Here is an 18,139-nt window from a genome sequence, read left to right as displayed (position 1 = left end):
ACCGGGGGCTGGGGCGGGGCTGGCTGGGCCGGGGCGGGCCGGGGGCTGGGGGGAGACCGGCGGGCGGCTGAGTGCTGGCGCCCGGGCAGCAGCCCGGGGGCGGAGGCCCGGGCGGAGGGGTGTGCGGGTGGTGGGAGGCGCGGCGTACCGGCGTACGGGGGTTAGAAGTCTTCGAGGTCGAGGGTGGAGGCGGCGGAGATGCCCTCCAGGTAGCCTTCGGCGCGCTCGGCTTTGGGGTAGCGGTGGACCAGTTCCCAGAACGCTGCGTTGTGGGACGGCTCCACCAGGTGAGCGAGCTCGTGGACCAGGACGTAGTCCACCACCCAGGCCGGCATCGACTGCAAACGAGTCGACAACCGGATCGAACGGTCGGCCGGAGTGCAGGATCCCCACCGTCGATTCTGGTTCGAAACCCACCTCACAGACGCAGGTTCGGGCACTTCTGGGAGGTGGCGACACGCGAGATCGTGTGCTCTGGCCAACAATTTTTCGTCCGACACGCGGGATCTGCTGCGCTGCTTCTCGAGCCGCTGGAGCATGGTTTCGACCCAGCGCGCCTCCTCGGCGGCGGACAGCCGATCGGGCATCAGCACGATCACCCGCTCACCGTCCCGGTAGGCGCTGACGGTCCGCTTGCGCCGCTTGCTGCGGCGGATGTCCACATACGGCGGGATCGGGCGCGGTGGAGAGTCGGCCATGACTCAGACCGTACCGCCTGAATCCCCCAACTTTCTTCTGTCCACATCCTGTGAATTGACGTTTCCGCAGGTCAGACGCCAGTTAGCGGATCGGTGGACGCTGGTTGTTCACATCCTGTTCCCCCGCTCGTCCACAGTGTCGACCGGCGCGCCCCACAGCTTGCACACAGGTTTATCCACAGGGGTGGACAACGTGGACTTGTCAGCGCGGCCGGCAACTCCTAGCGTCAGGTCCAGCAGGCTCCCGGACCGCCTCCGGGGCCATTCGGAGGGGAAGCCGAGTGGTTCCGAAGGCGGACAACCGGGAGCCTGCTCTGCGTCGCCGAAGACCACGGAAAGCGATTTCCAAGCGGCACGCGGAGCGGGAGATGGACTTGAGCCACTCTCAGCCTGCCGTAGGGTGAATCCCGATTGGGCCGAACGGCCTACGGCAGGACGGTCTGCCGAAAGCATCCACGACGGCCGGGCAAAGCCTCGGCTGGTATCAAGCAAGGAGAGGGCCCTCATGGCAGAGACCTGGAGCGGCGAGTTCTACTGCGTCAAGTGCAAGGCCAAGCGCACCGCCGACGGCGAGGTCAAGGTCAACGACAAGGGCACGCGCATGGCCAAGGCCAAGTGCCCCGAGTGCGGTACGAACCTGAACCGGATCCTCGGCAAGGCCTGACGCACCAAGTCGTGGGGGCGGCGGTGCGACCTTCGGGTCCACCTCCGCCCCTCCGTCGTCTACCAACCTTCACGTCCTGTGATCCGACTCGCGGTGCCCCCGCTGGGGTTCCGCTTGGGTGACGGGACAGAATGGGGAGCGTGTCCGACCTCCCCCGCAAAGCACTCAGCCGCACCGCCAAGCTGGCCAGCCTGCCACTCGGCGCCGCCGGGCGCGCGACCGTCGGACTGGGCAAGCGGATCGGCGGTGCGCCGGCCGAGACGGTGATGGCCGAGTTCCAGCGCCGTACGGCCGACCAACTGTTCTCCGTCCTGGGTGAGCTCAAGGGCGGCGCGATGAAGTTCGGGCAGATGCTGAGCCTGATGGAGTCGGCGATGCCGGAGGAGTTCGCGGCACCGTACCGGGCAACGCTGACCAAGCTGCAGGACTCGGCGCCACCGATGCCGGCCTCGACCGTGCACACGATCCTGTCCCGCGAGCTGGGCAAGCGGTGGCGGGACCGGTTCCAGGAGTTCGACGACCTGCCCGCGGCAGCCGCGTCGATCGGCCAGGTGCATCGCGGCATTCTGAAGGACGGCCGTGAGGTCGCGATCAAACTCCAGTACCCGGGTGCCGCCGAGGCATTGCGGGCTGACCTCAAGCAGCTCGGCCGCTTCGCCCGTACCTTCGGCGCGCTCGTGCCTGGCGTCGACATGAAGCCGCTCGTCGCTGAGCTGCAGGAGCGGATCGGCGAGGAGCTCGACTACGACCGCGAAGCGCAGGCGCAGCAGCAGTATGCGGATGCCTTCAAGGACCACGACGAGTTCGTCGTGCCCCGCGTCATCAAGCACTCCCCCACGGTCATCGTGTCCGAATGGATCGAGGGCAAGCCGCTCTCGAAGGTGATCACCGAGGGTACGAAGGAAGAGCGGGACGAGATCGGGCTGAAGTACGTCCGGTTCATGTTCAGCGGCCCGCGACTCGCTGGGCTCCTGCACTCCGACCCACACCCCGGCAACTTCCGCGTGATGCCCGACGGCCGGCTGGGCGTCGTCGACTTCGGCCTCTGCGCCCGGCTCCCGGATGGACTGCCGCCGGCGATCGGGCGGCTGCTGCGCATCTCGCTGGAGGGCGACGGCAACGCCGTACTGGAAGGCTTGCGGTCCGAGGGCTTCATCAAGCCGCGGATGGACATCGATCCGACGCAGTTGATGGACTACCTGGCGCCGTTCGCGGAGCCGGCTCGCGAGGAGTACTTCCACTTCAACCGCGCCTGGATGCGGGCGCAGGCGAACCGGACGAGCGACTTCCGCTCCCCGAACGCGTCGATGGCCCTCAAGATCAACCTGCCCCCGTCCTACCTGTTGATCCACCGAGTCTGGATCGGCGGCATCGCCGTCCTCTCCCAACTCGACACCGAGGCGCCCTTCCGCGCAGTCCTCGAAGAGTTCCTCCCCGGCTTCACCGACTGACCCGCTTCACCACCAGGCGCTGTCGAGCTTTCCTTCGATACTGCGCACGTTCTCGCGGGCGCAGCGGTCGCAGTACAGAAGCTTGCGTCCGTTCTCGACCGAGGTCGCCCAGGTGATCGGCGCGTCCTCGCTCTCGGCCTGAGTACCGCACAGGGAACAAGTGGCGTTAGGCATAAAACCATTCTGCTCCACCCCTGGCGCCGACCTAAAGAAGACCGCTCGGCTGTTGAAGAAGCGGTTGGCTTAGCTGCAACCTCGGCTGGAGACCGTGCCCGCGCTCGGCGCGCTTAGGCTCTCGGGCATGCGATGGCTGATTCATGGGGAGAGCGAGGCTTGGGGGAATCCTTGGCTGAGTGTGCGGCGGCTTGATGTCGAGCAGCCTGATGGGAAGCGGTTCGACTACCACGCGGTGCGGTTGAGGCATGTTGCGGCGGCGGTTGTTGTCGACGCGGACGACAAAGTGCTGTTGATGTGGCGGCATCGGTTTTTGACTGATCGGTGGGGTTGGGAGTTGCCGATGGGGTTGATCGAGGTGGGTGAGACGGCGGCGGAGGCGGCGGCTCGGGAGGTTGAGGAGGAGACGGGGTGGCGGGTCGGGGAGCTGGAGGAGTTGGTGTATTCCGAGCCGGCGGCCGGGATCATGGACTCCGAGCATCATGTGTTTCTGGCCACCGCGGCGGTGTGGGTCGGTGAGCCGACCGAGCTGAATGAGTCGGATCGGATTGAGTGGATTCCGCTGAGCGATGTGCCGGGGATGATTGCCCGGCGGGAGATCGTCAGCGGAATCACTCTGGTGGGTCTGCAGCAAGCGCTCCTGCAGGGCCGAACTCGGTGACCGTCTGAAGGGTGGACGGCCACCGCGCCATTGCTCCGGCGGGCCCGGATCGCCACCACACACCAAGCGCTCACCGACTTGCCCGTTCAAGCGTGGCTCGAGCTTCTCGACCCAGCCGATCGCCGGGTTGATGTGTGGTGGCGGTCCGGGTTACTCGGGCTGAGTCTTGAGGACGATGCGGAGGTTGGCCTTGGGCTGGTGTTGCCAGGCCTCCTCGGCCTGTTCCAGGGGGTAGGTCTCGATGATGGGGCGGATTCCCTTCAGGACGGCGAAGTTGAGGGTTTCTTCGCTGTCCTGGGCGACGCCGCTATACCAGCCGGAGACCGACAGTCTGGAGTCGGCAAGGTCGTGGCCGGTGACCTGGATGGGGTCGCCGCCCTCGAGCACGATCAGCTGGCCGTTCGGGCGCAGGCCCTTGACCAGGTCAGACTGCAGTTCCGCGCGAGACACCGTCGCCAGCACGGCCGCCGCGCCGCCGAGTGCCTTCAGCGCCGCACCGGCACCTTCGTTGCTGTCGATGTACTCGTCCGCGCCGAGCTCACGCGCCAGCTTCTCCTTGTCCCGCCCGCGGTTGATCGCGACGGTCCGGAAGCCCATCTTGTTCGCGAACTGAATCGCCAGATGCCCGACCCCACCGACACCCTGTACCGCCACCGTGTCCCCCGGCCCAGCATGCGCGTGCCGGAGCGCATTGAAAGCAGTGATCCCGCCACACATCAACGGCGCCGCCTCCTCGAAGGTCAGCCCCTCGGGAATCCGGGCGACCGCATCCTGCGGAGCCACCATGTACTCCGCATAGCCGCCGTCGTAGGACGTACCGACGATCGTGTGCTGGACGCAGTTGGTGAAGTCACCGCGACGGCAGAACTCACAGGTGAAGTCGACACCACCCGACCAGCCGACCCCAACCCGCTGGCCGATCTGAAAGACCGTCACGCCGTCGCCGACCGCGTCGACCACACCGGCGATCTCATGGCCCGGAACCCGCGGAAGTACCGTCCCGAAGAGCGCGTTGCGGGGAATCGCGTCGCCGCCGCAAATCCCGCAGGCGTAGACCTTCACCCGGATCTGGCCGGCCGCGGGCTCGGGGATGGGCAGATCGGTCATCAGGAAAGGACCACCGGCCTGCTGGACCTGGGCCGCACGCATTGTCGCTGTCATCTGTCGTTTCTCCCTCAGTGCATTCCGCCGTCGGCGACCAGTTGCTGGCCGGTGATCAGTCCTGCGTCGGGCCCGGCCAGGAAGGCCGCCACGCCTGCTACGTCGTCGGTCGTGCCCAGCCGGCCGATCGGGACCATCGCGATCAGGCTCTTCTTGTACTCGTCGTTGGCCGGGTCGGTGAAGATGCCCGCGCCGTCGATCGGGCCGGGCACGATGGTGTTCACGGTGATGCCGCGCGGGCCGAGTTCGAGCGCGAGCACCCGGGCCAGGTAGCCGGTCGCCACCTTGCTGGTGCCGTACAGGCCGACACCGACCTGCGGGACGGTGGTGGTGTTCGAGGAGATGGTGATGATCCGGCCGTTGTCCGCGATCCGCCGGGCCGCTTCGCGGAGTACGAAGTACGGGCCCTTCGTGTTGACCCGGAAGAGCAGGTCGAAGTCCTCCTCGGTGACGTCGGTGACGGGGATGTTCACCTTCTCCATCCCGGCGTTGGCGACCACGATGTCGATCTGGCCGAACGCCTCGACCGCCGCGTCGTAGACCTTGGTGATCCCGTCGAGCTGGGACACGTCGGCGGCGACCGTGATCGCCTTGACCCCGAGTGCCTCGGCGGCCGTCTGCACTTCCTTGGCGGCGGCCTCGTCGCGGGAGTAGTTGACGACGACGTTCGCGCCCTGCGAGGCCAGCTTCAGCAGGATCGCCCGTCCGAGACCCTTCGACGAGCCGGTGACGAGCGCCGTTTTTCCCTTCAGCGTCATGCTTTCCTTCTCCCATCAAGTGACTGCTTCGATCGTCCGCCTGGAGGTAGGGCGAAGGGAAACAGAGACTTGTTGGGGAGGGCACAACGCATCGTTGTGGCACGATGGAACGCGTGGACCTGAGCTTGCGCCTGCTGCAGGCGCTGGCGGCCGTTGCCGAAGAGGGCAGCATGACGCGAGCCGCCCGCCAACTCAACCTGACCCAGCAGGCGGTCAGCAGCCAGATCCGTCAGCTCGAGCGGGTCGTCGGGACCGCGCTGGTCGAGCGGTTGTCGACCGGGATCGAGCTGACCGCGGCCGGCCAGATCGTGCTCAAGCAGGGCGAGACGCTGCTGACGTCGGCGCAGGCGATGATGGCCGAGGCGCGCGAGGTCGGCGCCGAGCGGCCGCAGCCGCTTCGGATCGCGTTCAAGGCGCAGAGTACGGCGCACTTCATGCCCGGCGTCGAGGCGGCGATCCGGGCCCAGATGCCTGATCTGGAGGTCCGGCCGCTCGCCGTGCACACGCTGCCGGACGAGCTGGACGCGTTGCTCGAAGGGCGCGCCGACGCTGCTTTCCTCTGGCTGCCGATCGGCGACGACCCACGGTTCACAGTCCATCCGCTGCTCGCCGAGAAGCGCTGGGTCGCACTGCCGCCGGGGCATCCGCTGTCCGGCCGGGACTCCCTGAGGATCGATGATCTGGCCGACGTGCCCGTGGTCGGCCCCCGGGACGGGATGCCGGCGGCGGTCGTCGACTTCTGGTTCATCGATCCGCGGCCGGACGGCAGCCGGGCGTTGTTCGGACCACAGGCCCGTACGCCGGAAGAGTGCCTGCACCTGGTCGCGGCCGGACACGGGTGCTGGATCGCGCCCGCCTCGACCGTCACGTACTTCGCGCATCCGCGACTGGTCTGGCTGCCGCTGGTGGATGCGGAGCCGAACGAACTGGCCCTCGTCTGGCCGCGGCACAGCACGCATCCGTACCTGAATCTGCTTCTGCAGGAGACTCGACGTGCCACTGTCCCGTGCTCCTCGGAGCAACTGGGCTAGAACGCGCCGAGAGGCGGCATCCGCTAGATGCCGCCTCTCGGGGTGTCAGCTTCGGTGTTTCAGTTCGGGGCCGGCGCGCTGTGCTGGAGATTGGCTCCTAGCGCGCCGGCGACCGGGGGTGGATCAGACCATCCGGGCGAGGGTGAGGCGTGCCTTTGCACTGGCCCTCTCCGCGCGACGGGTGGCCCGCTCGGCCTGCTTCTGAGCCTTGGCGAGCTGGGTCGCCAGACGGAAGCGCCGGTTCTGCTCGGCGTCGATCAGGATGGAACGACAATGAGCACGAGCGAGATCTTCTTGAAGTAAATGCATTTCAACTCTCCTGGGTGAAGTCTGGGTCTTCATGACTGGTTGTCTCGATTCGGGTGGATGGAGTCGTCTGTCAGGGACTGATCAGGCTGCGGTGACGGTGTCGCACTTGCGAGGACGGCCGCGGGGCCGCTTGCGAGCGACCACAGCACCCTGGACGAACAGCTGTCCGCCCCACACTCCCCACGGCTCGGCGCGCTCGAGCGCTCCGGCCAGGCACTCGGCCACGAGTGGGCAGGTGTTGCACAGAGACTTTGCGTACTCGACGTCCGCCGGCGATTCGGCGAAGAAGAGTTCTGGCGCGTAGGACCGACAGGGCAGGTCCTGCGACGTCGCAACCTCGGTGAAGGCATCGAGGAAGCTAACGCTCATTCCGGTCACCTCCTAGTGACTGTCTTGCTGTGTTCTCTTGCTGTCTTCGACGGCCACCGGTTGGTGCCGCCAAACTCTTGGGACAAACAAAAGGGCCGCGGGACCCTGGTTAGGGTTCCGCGGCCTTGGAGGTGCCGGCTGACTTGTCGTCAGACCGGTGGACTCCATGCTCGAGAACCCTGACCGCCGTACTTCGCATCGCCCACAGCTCCGCCCTTGATCGGGGTGAAGACATTGGCGAGCACCACAACGGTCTCGACGTGCAGACGCGACGACAGGGCGGCACCCTGGATCTGGGCGCACGGCAGCGCGACGCTGACGCCGTTCGGCTTCATCGTGATGTTGACCATTTCCAAGGCACCTCCTCTCGTTGTGGCGAAGTGAGCGGCAAGCTCATCGCTATGGTTTGAAGTTTTCGGCCAGCCATCGACCGCAGAAAGAACAGTACGCCGACCCCACCGGAGGCCGCAAACTATTTAATCCTGGTTTTCGAAGTTGGCCGGAAGTTGCCGCCTGCCAGGCGGAAACTTGCTGCCCATCCACCGGTCCGGCACGCTCCGGCGCGCTCCCGGCACCCTCCGAGATCGTTGCCTGTGGCCACTAGATGCCACATCCCGACCCGTCGTCTGCCAGCAGCAGAAAACCTGCTCTCCGAGTGTCACCCGGGTTCGGCCAAGCCTGCAACGGCTTTTCCACTTGTTGCAGGGCGTGCTGCCTCAAAGGGCAAGTAGTTGAAGGCTGGAGGAGTCAACGGGTGCAGATGTTGAGCACGGACTCGCCGTACTTCATCACCTTGGTACGGCCGATGCCGGTGATCCGGAGCAGTTCACGCTCGTCCATCGGCCTGGCCTCGGCGATCGCGGTCAAGGTGGCGTCGGTGAAGATGACGAAGGCGGGCACCGACTCCTCGGCCGCCTTGTCGGCCCGCCACTCGAACAGGGCGTCGTACAGGGCCTGATCCATCGTCGACGGGCAGTCCTCGCAGCGGCCGAGCTTGCGGGCGGCCGGCTCGGTCAGCCCGCGGCCGCAGACCCGGCACTTCGGGATCGGCAGGTCCGAGCGCTCGGTGCGCTGAGCGCGGGCTCGGGGTGAGGGCTCTCGCTCGCCAGAGCGCGGAGTACGGACTCCGATCGGGTCCAGGAAGCGGGTCGGGCCGCGGCTGGCGCGGCCGCCGGGTGAGCGGGAGGTCGACCAGCTGATCGCGAGCTGGTCCTTCGCCCGGGTCACCCCGACATAGAACAGCCGCCGCTCCTCCTCGACCTGGGCCGGCGTCTGGGCGTACGTGATCGGCAGCGTGCCCTCATGGGCGCCGACGATGAAGACACAGCCCCACTCGAGGCCCTTCGCCGCGTGCAGCGTGGCCAGCGTGACGCCCTCGGCCAGCGGTGCATGCTGGATCGACGCGCGGCGGTCGAGCTCCGCGACCAGCTCGACGATGCCCGCCTCGGGATGGGCGGCCTTGAAGTCGGAGGCCATCGTGACGAGGGCGGCCAGCGACTCCCAGCGGTCCCGGACGGCTCCGGCTCCCGACGGGGGCTCGGGCTTCCAGCCTGCGCCGCCGAGGATGGCGCGGACGGTCTCCACCAGGTCTCCCCCGGCGTCGCCGGCCTTGGCCTGGCCACGGAGCAGTACGGCGGCCTGCCGGATCTCGGCGCGCTCGAAGAACCGCTCGGCGCCCTTGAGCATCGCCGGGAGCTTGCGCTCGGCGAGGGCCTGCTCGAAGTTCTCCGACTGCGCGTTGGTACGGAACAGGATCGCGATGTCGCGCAGCGCGGTACCGGAGTCTTGGAGGCGGCTGACCGCTCGGGCGACCGCGTCGGCCTCGGCGACCTCGTCGGAGTACTCCCGGTAGGTCGGCGCGGGGCCGGGGTCGCGTTGGGAGCGGAGGGTGACGCGGCCGGGGAGTCCGGACGGGCCGGCGGCGTCGAGGACCTTGTTGGCGACGTCGACGATCTGCGGGGTCGAGCGGTAGTCGCGGACGAGCTTGATCACCTGGGCGGTCGGGTGGCGCTGGGCGAAGTGGACCAGGTTGGCCGGGTCGGCGCCTGCCCAGGAGTAGATGGTCTGGGCCGGGTCGCCGACTACACAGACATCCTCGCGGCCGCCGAGCCACAGGTCGAGCAGACTCTGCTGCAGCGGGCTGACGTCCTGGTACTCATCCACTACGAACGTGCGGTACTGCCGGCGGATCTCGGCTGCCACGCGCTCGTCTTCGGCGAGGAGGGCGACGGCGCAGAGCAGCACATCCTCGAGGTCGATGCGGCCCCGCTCGAGCTTCACATCCTCGTACGCCGCGAAGACGCGCGCGATCGTGGCCGGGTCGAAGGCCGCGAGGGCGCGGGCCGATTGCGGGGCGAGCTTGGCGTAGTCGTCGGGGCGGACGTTGCTGACCTTGGCCCACTCGACCTCGCCGGCCAGGTCACGCAGGGCCGGGGTGTCGACGCGGACGCGGCAACGGGAGGCCGCCTCGGTCAGCAGCGGGAACTTACGGTCGATGATCGGGGGCAGCTCGCCGCCGAAGACCTTCGGCCAGAAGTACCTGGCTTGTCTGAGGGCGGCCGAGTGGAAGGTCCGGGCCTGCACGCCGTTGGCGCCGAGCTGAGCGAGCCGGCCGCGCATCTCGCCGGCGGCGCGTTGGGTGAAGGTGACGGCGAGGACGCGGGCCGGGTCGTAGGCGCCGATGCTGACGCCGTACGCGATCCGGTGGGTGATCGCGCGGGTCTTGCCGGTGCCCGCGCCGGCCATCACGACGACCGGGCCGTGCAGGGCGGTCGCGACCTCACGCTGCTCGGGGTCGAGGGCAGCGAGCAGCTCGTCGGCGGACCGGCCGGCGACGGCCTGCGTGATGTTGCTCACGGACTGAGACATGCGGGAACAGCACTCCGACCGACGGGGTTTGGCTACAAGGTAGAGCCACCTTATGCGGGTGCCCGGACAGTTTCGTCCTACCCGCCCCCACGCAGAGACGGAGCAAGCCACGATGGCGGCATTCACGATGTACTCGACCCCCTGGTGCGGTTACTGCCACCGCCTGAAGGGCCAGCTGAAGCGGGCGGGCATCGAGTTCACCGAGGTCGACATCGAGCAGGTCCCGGACGCCGCCAAGATCGTCGAGAAGGTCAACCACGGCAACCAGACCGTCCCCACCATCGTCTTCCCCGACGGCACCGCGATGACCAACCCCTCCATCGCCCAGATCGCCGACAAGCTCGTCGCGTAGGTAGCTACCAGCTGCCGGTTAGTTCTTTGCCGTACCAGCCTTCTATCAGGCGGCGGGAGATGGAGATGTTGCCGGGGAGGGCCATCGAGCCGTTCTCGACGAGGGCTCGGAGGTCGTCGCGGCTGAACCATTTGGCTTCGGCGATCTCGTCCTGGTCGACGTTGATGGCGTAGCCGGTGGCCTTGGCGTAGAAGCCGAGCATGAGGCTGGACGGGAGCGGCCAGGGCTGGCTGCCTGCGTAGTCGATGTCTTCGCCTATTACTACGCCGGTTTCTTCGAAGACCTCTCGGCGGACGGCCGCCTCCAGGGATTCGCCGGGTTCTACGAAGCCGGCGAGGGTGGAGTAGCGGCCCTCCGGCCAGGCCTCGTTACGGCCGAGCAGGGCGCGGTCCTGGTCGTCGGTGACGAGGACGATGATCGCCGGGTCGCTGCGCGGGAAGTGGCTGAGGCCGCAGTTCGGGCAGTGCCGGACGTGACCTGCGTCGACTACCTCGGTATGGGCTCCGCAGTTGGCGCAGTGGGTGTGTACTGCGTGCCAGTTGGCCAGCCCGACCACGTTGACCGCGATCCCGGCCTCCCGGTCGTCCAGTACTCCGCCTACCTCGCGCAGGCCGGCGTACGAGTCGTCGGGCTCTCCAGTAACCAGTACTGCGAACACGGCGCGCCCGTCGGCCGTCATACCGGCTCCGGCGACGCGGTCGATGCCCAGGAAGATGCGGATGCCGTCGGGGGCGGCAGCGGGCGGTACCAGGCGGAGCGCCGTACGGTCCTCGACTACTGCCAGCTTGTCACCGGCTACCAGAGCCACCTGGGTGTCCTCGGCGGCCCATGCTTTCTCCAGCCACTCCTGGTCGCGCCGTCGGTCGGCAGCTCGGTCCAGCACGGAACGCGACAGTGATAGGGAACCGGGAACGATCGAATAGGCCACGGCTTCAACGTATCTCGCCCGGCGATCATGAGAGCATCCCGGCATGAGTATTCACATCGCTGCCGAGAAGGGACAGATCGCACCGCGTGTGCTGTTCCCCGGGGATCCACTGAGAGCCAAGTGGATCGCCGAGACCTACCTGTCCGACGTCACCTGCTACACCGAGATCCGGAACATGTTCGGGTTCACCGGCACCTACAAGGGTGAGCGCATCTCCGTGCAGGGCTCCGGCATGGGTCAGGCGTCGGCCTCGATCTACGCGAACGAGCTGTTCGCCGAGTACGACGTACAGACCCTGATCCGGGTCGGCACCTGTGGCGCGCTGACCGAGGCCGTCCGGGTCCGGGACGTGATCGTGGCGATGTCCGCGAGCACCGACTCGCAGATGAACCGGCTGCGCTTCCACGGCATCGACTACGCGCCGACTGCCGACTACAAGCTGCTGCGCGCGGCGGTGGACGCGGCCGAGGCGGCCGGGCTGAACGTGCATGTCGGCCAGGTGTTCTCCGGCGACCTGTTCTACAACGACCGGCCCGACCTGGTGTCGCGCACGGCCGAGTACGGCGTACTGGGGATCGAGATGGAGGCGGCGGCGCTCTACACGCTGGCCGCCAAGTTCGGTCGCCGGGCGCTCGGCATCATGACGGTGTCGGACCACCTGATCACCAAGGAGGAGACGTCGGCCGAGGAGCGGCAGACGACCTTCTCCGAGATGATCACGATCGCCCTCGATGCTGCGATCGAGGTGCCGGTCTGAAGCGGGTCGCCGTCGCACTGGTGAGTGCTGCACTGCTCATCGGTACTACGGCCTGCTCCGGATCAGATGACAAGAAGTCCTCCGACGCTCCTACGTCCTCGGACACGACCGCAGGCTCGGAGACGGGCCAGCAGCCGGCGTCTGAGACCAGTGCCAAGTCGGACGACCCGGTACTGCCGGACCTCACCGCTGCTCAGGTGGTCGCGGGGCTGGCCAAGGGTGGGTACAAGTGCGGGGCTGACGGGACGTACGCGATCTGTACTTCCGGCACGGTGTCGGTCTGGGTGCTGACCGGGAGCCACAAGCGGCCGCCGGTCGTGTCGCTGCACGCGAACGGCGCGAAGATCGCCGACGTCCGGGCGGAGATCGGCAAGCAGCTGCCGAAGGTGCTGGAGACCGCGCACATCAACCCGCGGACGCCGATCACGGACTGGTTCGGCGCGCTGGGCACGGTCGAGCGCGCGACGAAGGTCGGCGACTGGCAGGTCGACTGGTCCACCGAAACCGTCGACACCGAAGACCCAGGCGCCCACCTGACCCTCGTCGACAGCACCTGCAAGGTGAACTGCCAAGCGGAGTAAGACCACCGTCGCCGCGCGCCCTCCGGGCACGCGGCGACGGGAAGTACGGAAAGCGGAGTGCACCCGGTGACGGGGTCCGGTGGGGGCCGGGGTCCGGTGTCCGGGGTCCGGGGTGCGGTGGGGCGGGGGGTGGTTAGGAGCTGCCTGCGGCGCCGGCTGAGCTGGCTACGACTATGGCGGCGGTTACTGCTGCCTGCATCTCCTGGACTGCCTTGCGGACGGCGGTGGCGGCCCATTCGGATTCCGCGATTTCCTTGGCTCGCTTCTTGAGGGCCTTCTTGTCCACGGCGTCGGTGACGACCTTCGGGACGACGTTGAGGGCGCTCAGGAGGGCGATCAGGGCGGCGGTGCGCTCAGTGGGCTGGGTGCCCAGCTTCAGGACGTTCTCCAGGGCGGCGCGGACCTCTGCCTCGTGGCGTGCGTCCTTGGCCGGCCAGCGGGTGACCGGGAACAGGCCCAGCACCTTGCCCTTGTCCGCCTCGAGCACACCCCGCTCAGCCAGCCTGGTGAGCACCTGCTGGCGCAGCTTGTTCGACAGCTTCTTCATCAGGTCCTTGGGCCGGGAGCCCGGCTTGCCCGCCAGGAACGCGAGCCGCTCGTCCAGTAGCGCGTCCCCGGTCGGCGTGGTGTCCAGTACCTTCAACCGCCCCGCCTTGACCGTGTCACCCGCCTCGGCGATGTCCACCTTGCCCAGCAGCGTCAACTCGATCAGCACGGCTCCGCCGAGCGCATAGTCGAGCCCGGGCGACCCAGTGACGGGTTTCCCGCTCTCGTCGTCGTACAAGAGCAGCGCGAGGTCCTCTGCGATCAACATGCTTCCAACGTAGGACGCCTCTATCCATTGCGACATCCACCGCGCGGACTACCTGCGGCATCCACCCTCAGTAGTGGTGACCACTGAGCAGCACCCGGGCTCTCCGACGGGGTATCGCCCCTCTGGGATACGGGTCACTTTCGGTGGACGGCGAAGCAGTTAGTAAGGTTAGCCTTAGCTAATCAACCGCCCGCTGATGTAGCACCTGGAGTCTTCCGTGCCCACCTTCCGCCGATTCGCCGCTGGGATCGGGACGCTCAGCCTGAGGCCGTTCGATCTCGACCAAGACGTGCTGACGCTGCACAGCTGGGTCACCCAGCCCTATGCGCAGTATTGGGGGCTGCTGACGGCCACCATCGACGACGTGCGTACGGAGTACGAGCGAATCGAACGCACCGGCTACCACCAGGCGTTCCTGGGCACGCACGATGGACGGCCGGCCTTCCTGATGGAGCGGTACCAGCCTGAGCACGACCCGGTCGGCGGTGTGTACCAACCGGCAGTGGGCGATATCGGCATGCACGTCCTGGTCGCGCCGCCCGAGCGGCGCGTGCCCGGCTTCACCGGGGCGGTGTTCGAGACGATCCTCGACTACCTGTTCAGCGATCCGCTGGTCGATCGCGTCGTGGTCGAGCCCGACGTCCGCAACACCAAGATCCAGGAACTCAACCAGCGCATGGGTTTCCGCAAGCACAGCATCGTGACGCTGCCCGACAAGCAGGCCTGGCTGAGCTTCTGCACCCGCGAGCAGTACGCCGATGCGACCCGGATGAACGAGGCAGGCTGACCATGACCACCACACACCTCCAGCCGGACACCTGGGCCGTCGCGAACCGCGCACTGGTCCGCAAGGCGCTCGCCGAGTTCACCCACGAGCGGCTCTTCGAACCCGTCACCTCGGGCGAGGGCTACACGGTCGCCAACGACACGAGCTCGTACTACTTCAAGGCTGACCGCTATCCCTTGAATCATTGGGAGGTCGACGCGGCGAGCATCACCCGCACGCGCGCCGGCATCGACGCGCCGGTCGACGCCCTGGACTTCATCACCGAGTTCCACGAACAGTTGGGGATCGGCGCCGAGATGTTGCCGGTCTACCTCGAGGAGATCAGCAGTACGCTCGCCAGTTCGGCGTACAAGCTGACGAAGGACGACCTGACCGCGGCCGAGTTGGTCACCGCCGACTTCCAGGCGATCGAGTCGGCGATGACCGAGGGACACCCTTGTTTCGTGGCGAACAACGGGCGGCTCGGGTTCGGCGTCGAGGACTATCGTGCGTTCGCACCCGAGACCGGCTCGGCGGTTCGGCTGGTCTGGATCGCGGTACGCCGGGATCGCGCGACGGTCTCGCACAGCAAGACGATCACGTACGACGACATGCTGCGCGACGAGCTCGGAACGCCAGTGCTGCAACGGTTCAGCGAGCGCATCCGGGCGGTCGGCGGCGACCCGGCCGACTACCACCTGATGCCCATGCATCCGTGGCAGTGGGAGAACAAGACCACGATCACGTTCGCCGCGGACATCGCTCAGCGGCACATTGTCTTTCTCGGCACCAGCGATGACGAGTACCAGCCGCAGCAGTCGATCCGCACCTTCTTCAATCGGACTCAGCCATCGCGGAACTACGTGAAGACGGCATTGTCGGTGCTCAACATGGGCTTCATGCGCGGGCTCTCCCCGGCGTACATGGCGAAGACGCCGGCGATCAACGACTGGGTGCACGACCTGGTCGAGAACGACGCGATCCTCAAGCGCTACGGGTTTTCCGTGCTGCGCGAGATCGCCGCAATCGGCTACCACAACCGGTACTACGAAGCGGCGACGAGCCCTGGTTCGGCGTACCGGAAGATGCTGTCCGCGTTGTGGCGCGAGAGCCCGGTGCCGACTTTGGGTGAAGGCGAGCGGCTCGCGACGATGGCTTCGCTGCTGCATGTCGATCGGCGGGGATCGTCGCTGGCAGGGGCGTTGATCAAGTCGTCCGGATTGGGTGCTCGCGAATGGCTGCGCTCTTATCTCGATGCGTATCTGGTGCCGTTGCTGCATTGCTTCTACGCGTACGAGCTCGTCTTCATGCCGCATGGCGAGAACCTGATCCTGGTACTGCGTGATGGCGTGCCGGTTCGCGTGCTGATGAAGGACATCGCGGAGGAGATCGCGGTGTTGAGCACGGCGACCGCACTGCCGCCCGAGATCGAGCGGGTGCGCGTCACCAACGTGCCTGACGACGAGAAGTTGTTGAGCATCTTCACCGATGTGTTCGACTGCATCTTCCGGTTCCTGTCGCCATTGCTTGCCGGAGAAGGGCTGTTGTCGCCGGCGGAGTTCTGGGCGGTCGTCGCGTCATCGGTGCGCGATTATCAGGAGGCGACGCCGGAGTTGGCGGCGGCGTTTGCGAAGTACGACCTGTTCAGTCCTGAATTCGCCTTGTCCTGCTTGAACCGGCTGCAGTTGAAGAACAACCAGAGCATGGTCGATCTGGCGGACATGGCCGGCTCCCTGCAGTTCGTCGGAACGTTGCGGAATCCGCTGGCAGAGGCCTAGAGCAGCTGGGCGATGAGGGCGTCGCCCAGCCAGACCTCGTACTCGTCGAGCGACCAGCCGCGCTCGATGACGAGGGTCCGGTAGGCCTCGGGGACCGTGCAGGCGAGCAGGATGTCCAGCGCGCGCTCCGCGGTCACCTTCAACTCGCCTTCGAAAGCAGCCAGGTACTTCGTGAGCTCGTGCTCCCTGGCCGCCCACACCCGGCGCATCTCCTCGGCCATCGCCGGATCGGCGCGCGCGGCCTCCTGGTAGATGACGATCACGTCGTACCCGGCCTCGAACTGGCGCCGATGCCAATGCGCGGTCTGGCGGAGGCGGTCGATCGGGTCGTCGGCGGTGAGCGCGTCGTCCGACAGCCTGCGTGTCTCGGCGTCGCGCATCCAGGTCTTGGAGATCTCGCCCAGGATGGCGGCCTTGTTGCCGAACGCGGAGTAGATCGTCTGCGCCGGGATCTCGGCGGCGGCCGAGATCGCCGCGATCGTGGTGGCGACATAGCCCTGCTCGGCGAACAGCCGCCGCGCGGCCGCCGCGACCTGCGCCTTGGTCGCCAGCGCCTGCCGCTCGCGATGCCCCGGAATGCCCTTGACAGCCACGGTGGGAATCTAGCACTCTCTTCATCATAGTCATACTATGACGAAGAGAGTTGAGATCTGATGAATACCCGTCGCCAGAGTCCGGCCCGCGCGCCGGAGTACGAGTTGTACGTCGATCCCGCCTGTCCGTGGAGCTGGCTGGCCGCGCGCTGGCTCCTCAGGGTCGCCGCCAAGCGGGAGCTGCCGCTGCGGTTACGGTCGCTCAGCCTCTGGTTGCGGTCTGGTGACGAGCAGGCGGTCGGGATGCCGCCGATGTTCCGCGAACTGGCCGTTGCCACGAGCAAGCAGTCGCTGCGGTTGCTACGGGTCTTCGAGGCGCTGCGGGCGCAGGGGCGGGCTAGTGAGATCGAGCCGCTGTACCTGGCTTGGGGTGATCGCGTCTTCCAGCCGGGGCCGCCGACTCCGCCGTCGCCGACCTTGGTGGAGGAATTGCTGGTGGCCGCCGGACTGGAGGGGTTCCTGACGGCTGCTGACGACGTGTACTGGGATGCCGCGATCGAGGCGTCGACGGCGAAGCTTGCCGCGCTTGCCGGACCAGAACCGCTCGTACCGACGCTGGTCGGCGACGCTCCCGCACAGCCGCTCGCTTGCTACGCCCCGCGCCGCGTCATCTTCACCGGCGCCGTCGTCTCCGCACCGCTCTCAGCTGCAGCCGGCCTGGAGCTGTGGGACGCAGTCAGCACCGCGTCGAAGGAGCCGGCCTTCGTGGCCATCACCACCGACAACCGCCCGATGCCCGCTTTCGCCTAGCCGAGGAGTTGGGGCAGATGCTGTGGATAACTTTCGCGGGGTACGTGCCGTTTCCGCGATGCTGGTCAGGTGAGCGATCGAACCGCGAGACTCGAAGCAGCTGGCCTTACCTTCGCCGTGCCCGCCGGCCTCCCCGGTAGCTCGGTCCGGCCACCGGATGCGCGGCGGTACGAGGTGATCGACGGCCGGCTGGTGGTGACCGGCGTGCAACCGCCTGCACACCAAGCGGCCGTGGTCGCGCTGATGGTCGCCCTCAAACACGCCTGCCCACCAGACCTCCTCGTCTCCGTCGGCTCCCTCGACTTCCGCCCCACCCGCCGCCTCTCCCTCCGCCCCGACATCCTGGTCACCCCGCGCGCCGATGCCGGCCCCCAATACGTCCAAAACGCACTCCTGGCAGTCGAAGTCCTCTCCCCCACCACCAGAACCACCGACGTGGTAACCAAACGCGCCCTCTACGCGGAACACGGCGTACCGGCGTACTGGCTCCTGGACCCCGCCGCCCAGGAGCTCACGGTCCTGCACCTGAACCAAGACCACTACACCTGCGAAGCCGTAATCCAAGGCGAAGAAAACTTCCACACCACAACCCCCTTCCCCATCAGCCTCACCCCCTCGGCACTCATGGGGTGAGCGGGCAGATGCGGGGCAGATCGAGGGCAGTTGCGGGCAGATC

General features: G+C 67.2%; 22 protein-coding genes. 11 read left to right on the top strand and 11 right to left on the bottom strand.

What is annotated here, in order from left to right:
* Window positions 1-161 precede the first annotated feature (161 nt).
* Window positions 162-698 (bottom strand): M48 family metallopeptidase, encoded by a 537-nt coding sequence (locus tag ABD116_RS39195; protein ID WP_343983010.1) that lies wholly within the window; start codon window positions 696-698, stop codon window positions 162-164.
* A gap of 505 nt (window positions 699-1,203) precedes the next feature.
* Here ABD116_RS39195 and ABD116_RS39190 point away from each other — a divergent pair.
* Both ABD116_RS39190 and ABD116_RS39185 read left to right on the top strand, forming a co-directional pair.
* Window positions 1,204-1,362 carry a DUF5679 domain-containing protein gene (locus tag ABD116_RS39190; RefSeq protein ID WP_012922897.1) on the top strand — a complete coding sequence of 53 codons (159 nt, stop codon included), beginning with the start codon at window positions 1,204-1,206 and terminating at the stop codon, window positions 1,360-1,362.
* A gap of 131 nt (window positions 1,363-1,493) precedes the next feature.
* Window positions 1,494-2,813: an ABC1 kinase family protein gene (locus ABD116_RS39185; protein WP_343983007.1), complete on the top strand. Its 1,320-nt coding sequence runs from the start codon at window positions 1,494-1,496 to the stop codon at window positions 2,811-2,813.
* Between the two features lie 6 nt (window positions 2,814-2,819).
* Here ABD116_RS39185 and ABD116_RS39180 read toward each other — a convergent pair whose 3' ends face one another.
* Window positions 2,820-2,987 (bottom strand): hypothetical protein, encoded by a 168-nt coding sequence (locus ABD116_RS39180; protein WP_343983005.1) that lies wholly within the window; start codon window positions 2,985-2,987, stop codon window positions 2,820-2,822.
* A 127-nt stretch (window positions 2,988-3,114) separates the two neighbouring features.
* Between ABD116_RS39180 and ABD116_RS39175 the strand changes: the two genes are divergently transcribed.
* Complete coding sequence (locus tag ABD116_RS39175) at window positions 3,115-3,648, top strand: NUDIX domain-containing protein (protein WP_343983003.1); 534 nt, start codon at window positions 3,115-3,117, stop codon at window positions 3,646-3,648.
* A 150-nt stretch (window positions 3,649-3,798) separates the two neighbouring features.
* Here ABD116_RS39175 and ABD116_RS39170 read toward each other — a convergent pair whose 3' ends face one another.
* On the bottom strand, window positions 3,799-4,809 hold the full coding sequence (locus tag ABD116_RS39170) for an alcohol dehydrogenase catalytic domain-containing protein (protein WP_343983000.1): 1,011 nt from the start codon (window positions 4,807-4,809) through the stop codon (window positions 3,799-3,801).
* Between the two features lie 14 nt (window positions 4,810-4,823).
* Window positions 4,824-5,567, bottom strand: coding sequence for an SDR family oxidoreductase (locus tag ABD116_RS39165; protein ID WP_343982997.1), 744 nt, complete (start codon window positions 5,565-5,567; stop codon window positions 4,824-4,826).
* A gap of 113 nt (window positions 5,568-5,680) precedes the next feature.
* Here ABD116_RS39165 and ABD116_RS39160 point away from each other — a divergent pair, with 113 nt between their 5' ends.
* On the top strand, window positions 5,681-6,598 hold the full coding sequence (locus ABD116_RS39160; protein ID WP_343982993.1) for a LysR family transcriptional regulator: 918 nt from the start codon (window positions 5,681-5,683) through the stop codon (window positions 6,596-6,598).
* Between the two features lie 123 nt (window positions 6,599-6,721).
* On the opposite strand, the gene ABD116_RS39155 is transcribed toward ABD116_RS39160, so the two are convergent.
* From ABD116_RS39155 to ABD116_RS39140, 4 genes are all read right to left on the bottom strand, one after another.
* The gene (locus tag ABD116_RS39155) at window positions 6,722-6,940 is read right to left on the bottom strand and encodes a hypothetical protein (protein ID WP_328327714.1); all 219 of its coding nucleotides are present in this window, start codon (window positions 6,938-6,940) and stop codon (window positions 6,722-6,724) included.
* Between the two features lie 48 nt (window positions 6,941-6,988).
* Window positions 6,989-7,276 (bottom strand): WhiB family transcriptional regulator, encoded by a 288-nt coding sequence (locus ABD116_RS39150; protein WP_343982990.1) that lies wholly within the window; start codon window positions 7,274-7,276, stop codon window positions 6,989-6,991.
* 149 nt (window positions 7,277-7,425) lie between these two features.
* Window positions 7,426-7,626 carry a hypothetical protein gene (locus ABD116_RS39145; protein WP_343982988.1) on the bottom strand — a complete coding sequence of 67 codons (201 nt, stop codon included), beginning with the start codon at window positions 7,624-7,626 and terminating at the stop codon, window positions 7,426-7,428.
* 397 nt (window positions 7,627-8,023) lie between these two features.
* The gene (locus tag ABD116_RS39140) at window positions 8,024-10,144 is read right to left on the bottom strand and encodes an ATP-dependent DNA helicase UvrD2 (protein WP_343982985.1); all 2,121 of its coding nucleotides are present in this window, start codon (window positions 10,142-10,144) and stop codon (window positions 8,024-8,026) included.
* Between the two features lie 112 nt (window positions 10,145-10,256).
* On the opposite strand from ABD116_RS39140, the gene ABD116_RS39135 reads away from it, so the two are divergent.
* On the top strand, window positions 10,257-10,496 hold the full coding sequence (locus tag ABD116_RS39135; protein ID WP_328327721.1) for a mycoredoxin: 240 nt from the start codon (window positions 10,257-10,259) through the stop codon (window positions 10,494-10,496).
* Window positions 10,497-10,500: 4 nt separating this feature from the next.
* Here the strand turns inward: ABD116_RS39135 and nudC are convergent, their stop codons facing one another.
* Window positions 10,501-11,379, bottom strand: coding sequence for an NAD(+) diphosphatase (gene nudC, locus ABD116_RS39130; RefSeq protein WP_343982983.1), 879 nt, complete (start codon window positions 11,377-11,379; stop codon window positions 10,501-10,503).
* Between the two features lie 88 nt (window positions 11,380-11,467).
* Here nudC and deoD point away from each other — a divergent pair, with 88 nt between their 5' ends.
* Together deoD and ABD116_RS39120 are read left to right on the top strand one after the other, a co-directional pair.
* Window positions 11,468-12,181 (top strand): purine-nucleoside phosphorylase, encoded by a 714-nt coding sequence (gene deoD, locus ABD116_RS39125; RefSeq protein WP_343982980.1) that lies wholly within the window; start codon window positions 11,468-11,470, stop codon window positions 12,179-12,181.
* A gap of 20 nt (window positions 12,182-12,201) precedes the next feature.
* Entirely contained in the window at window positions 12,202-12,762 is a 561-nt protein-coding gene (locus tag ABD116_RS39120; RefSeq protein ID WP_343982977.1) for a hypothetical protein, read from the top strand.
* A 133-nt stretch (window positions 12,763-12,895) separates the two neighbouring features.
* Here the strand turns inward: ABD116_RS39120 and ABD116_RS39115 are convergent, their stop codons facing one another.
* Window positions 12,896-13,576 (bottom strand): GOLPH3/VPS74 family protein, encoded by a 681-nt coding sequence (locus ABD116_RS39115; protein ID WP_343982974.1) that lies wholly within the window; start codon window positions 13,574-13,576, stop codon window positions 12,896-12,898.
* 217 nt (window positions 13,577-13,793) lie between these two features.
* On the opposite strand from ABD116_RS39115, the gene ABD116_RS39110 reads away from it, so the two are divergent.
* Together ABD116_RS39110 and ABD116_RS39105 are read left to right on the top strand one after the other, a co-directional pair.
* Window positions 13,794-14,363 (top strand): GNAT family N-acetyltransferase, encoded by a 570-nt coding sequence (locus tag ABD116_RS39110; RefSeq protein ID WP_343982971.1) that lies wholly within the window; start codon window positions 13,794-13,796, stop codon window positions 14,361-14,363.
* A 2-nt stretch (window positions 14,364-14,365) separates the two neighbouring features.
* Window positions 14,366-16,120 (top strand): IucA/IucC family protein, encoded by a 1,755-nt coding sequence (locus ABD116_RS39105; protein WP_343982967.1) that lies wholly within the window; start codon window positions 14,366-14,368, stop codon window positions 16,118-16,120.
* Here the strand turns inward: ABD116_RS39105 and ABD116_RS39100 are convergent.
* The gene (locus tag ABD116_RS39100; RefSeq protein WP_343982964.1) at window positions 16,117-16,713 is read right to left on the bottom strand and encodes a TetR/AcrR family transcriptional regulator; all 597 of its coding nucleotides are present in this window, start codon (window positions 16,711-16,713) and stop codon (window positions 16,117-16,119) included. The two genes, ABD116_RS39105 and ABD116_RS39100, sit on opposite strands and share 4 nt — an antisense overlap.
* Before the next feature lie 60 nt (window positions 16,714-16,773).
* Here ABD116_RS39100 and ABD116_RS39095 point away from each other — a divergent pair, with 60 nt between their 5' ends.
* Together ABD116_RS39095 and ABD116_RS39090 are read left to right on the top strand one after the other, a co-directional pair.
* Window positions 16,774-17,463, top strand: a complete 690-nt coding sequence (locus ABD116_RS39095; RefSeq protein WP_343982961.1) for a mycothiol-dependent nitroreductase Rv2466c family protein — start codon at window positions 16,774-16,776, stop codon at window positions 17,461-17,463.
* Window positions 17,464-17,532: 69 nt separating this feature from the next.
* Window positions 17,533-18,096, top strand: coding sequence for a Uma2 family endonuclease (locus tag ABD116_RS39090; RefSeq protein WP_343982958.1), 564 nt, complete (start codon window positions 17,533-17,535; stop codon window positions 18,094-18,096).
* The last annotated feature ends 43 nt before the right edge of the window (window positions 18,097-18,139 follow it).

Origin of the sequence: Kribbella koreensis, assembly GCF_039525325.1 — a bacterium.
Classification (GTDB): Bacteria; Actinomycetota; Actinomycetes; order Propionibacteriales; family Kribbellaceae; genus Kribbella; species Kribbella koreensis.
This window is presented reverse-complemented; position numbering and strand designations above follow the sequence as displayed.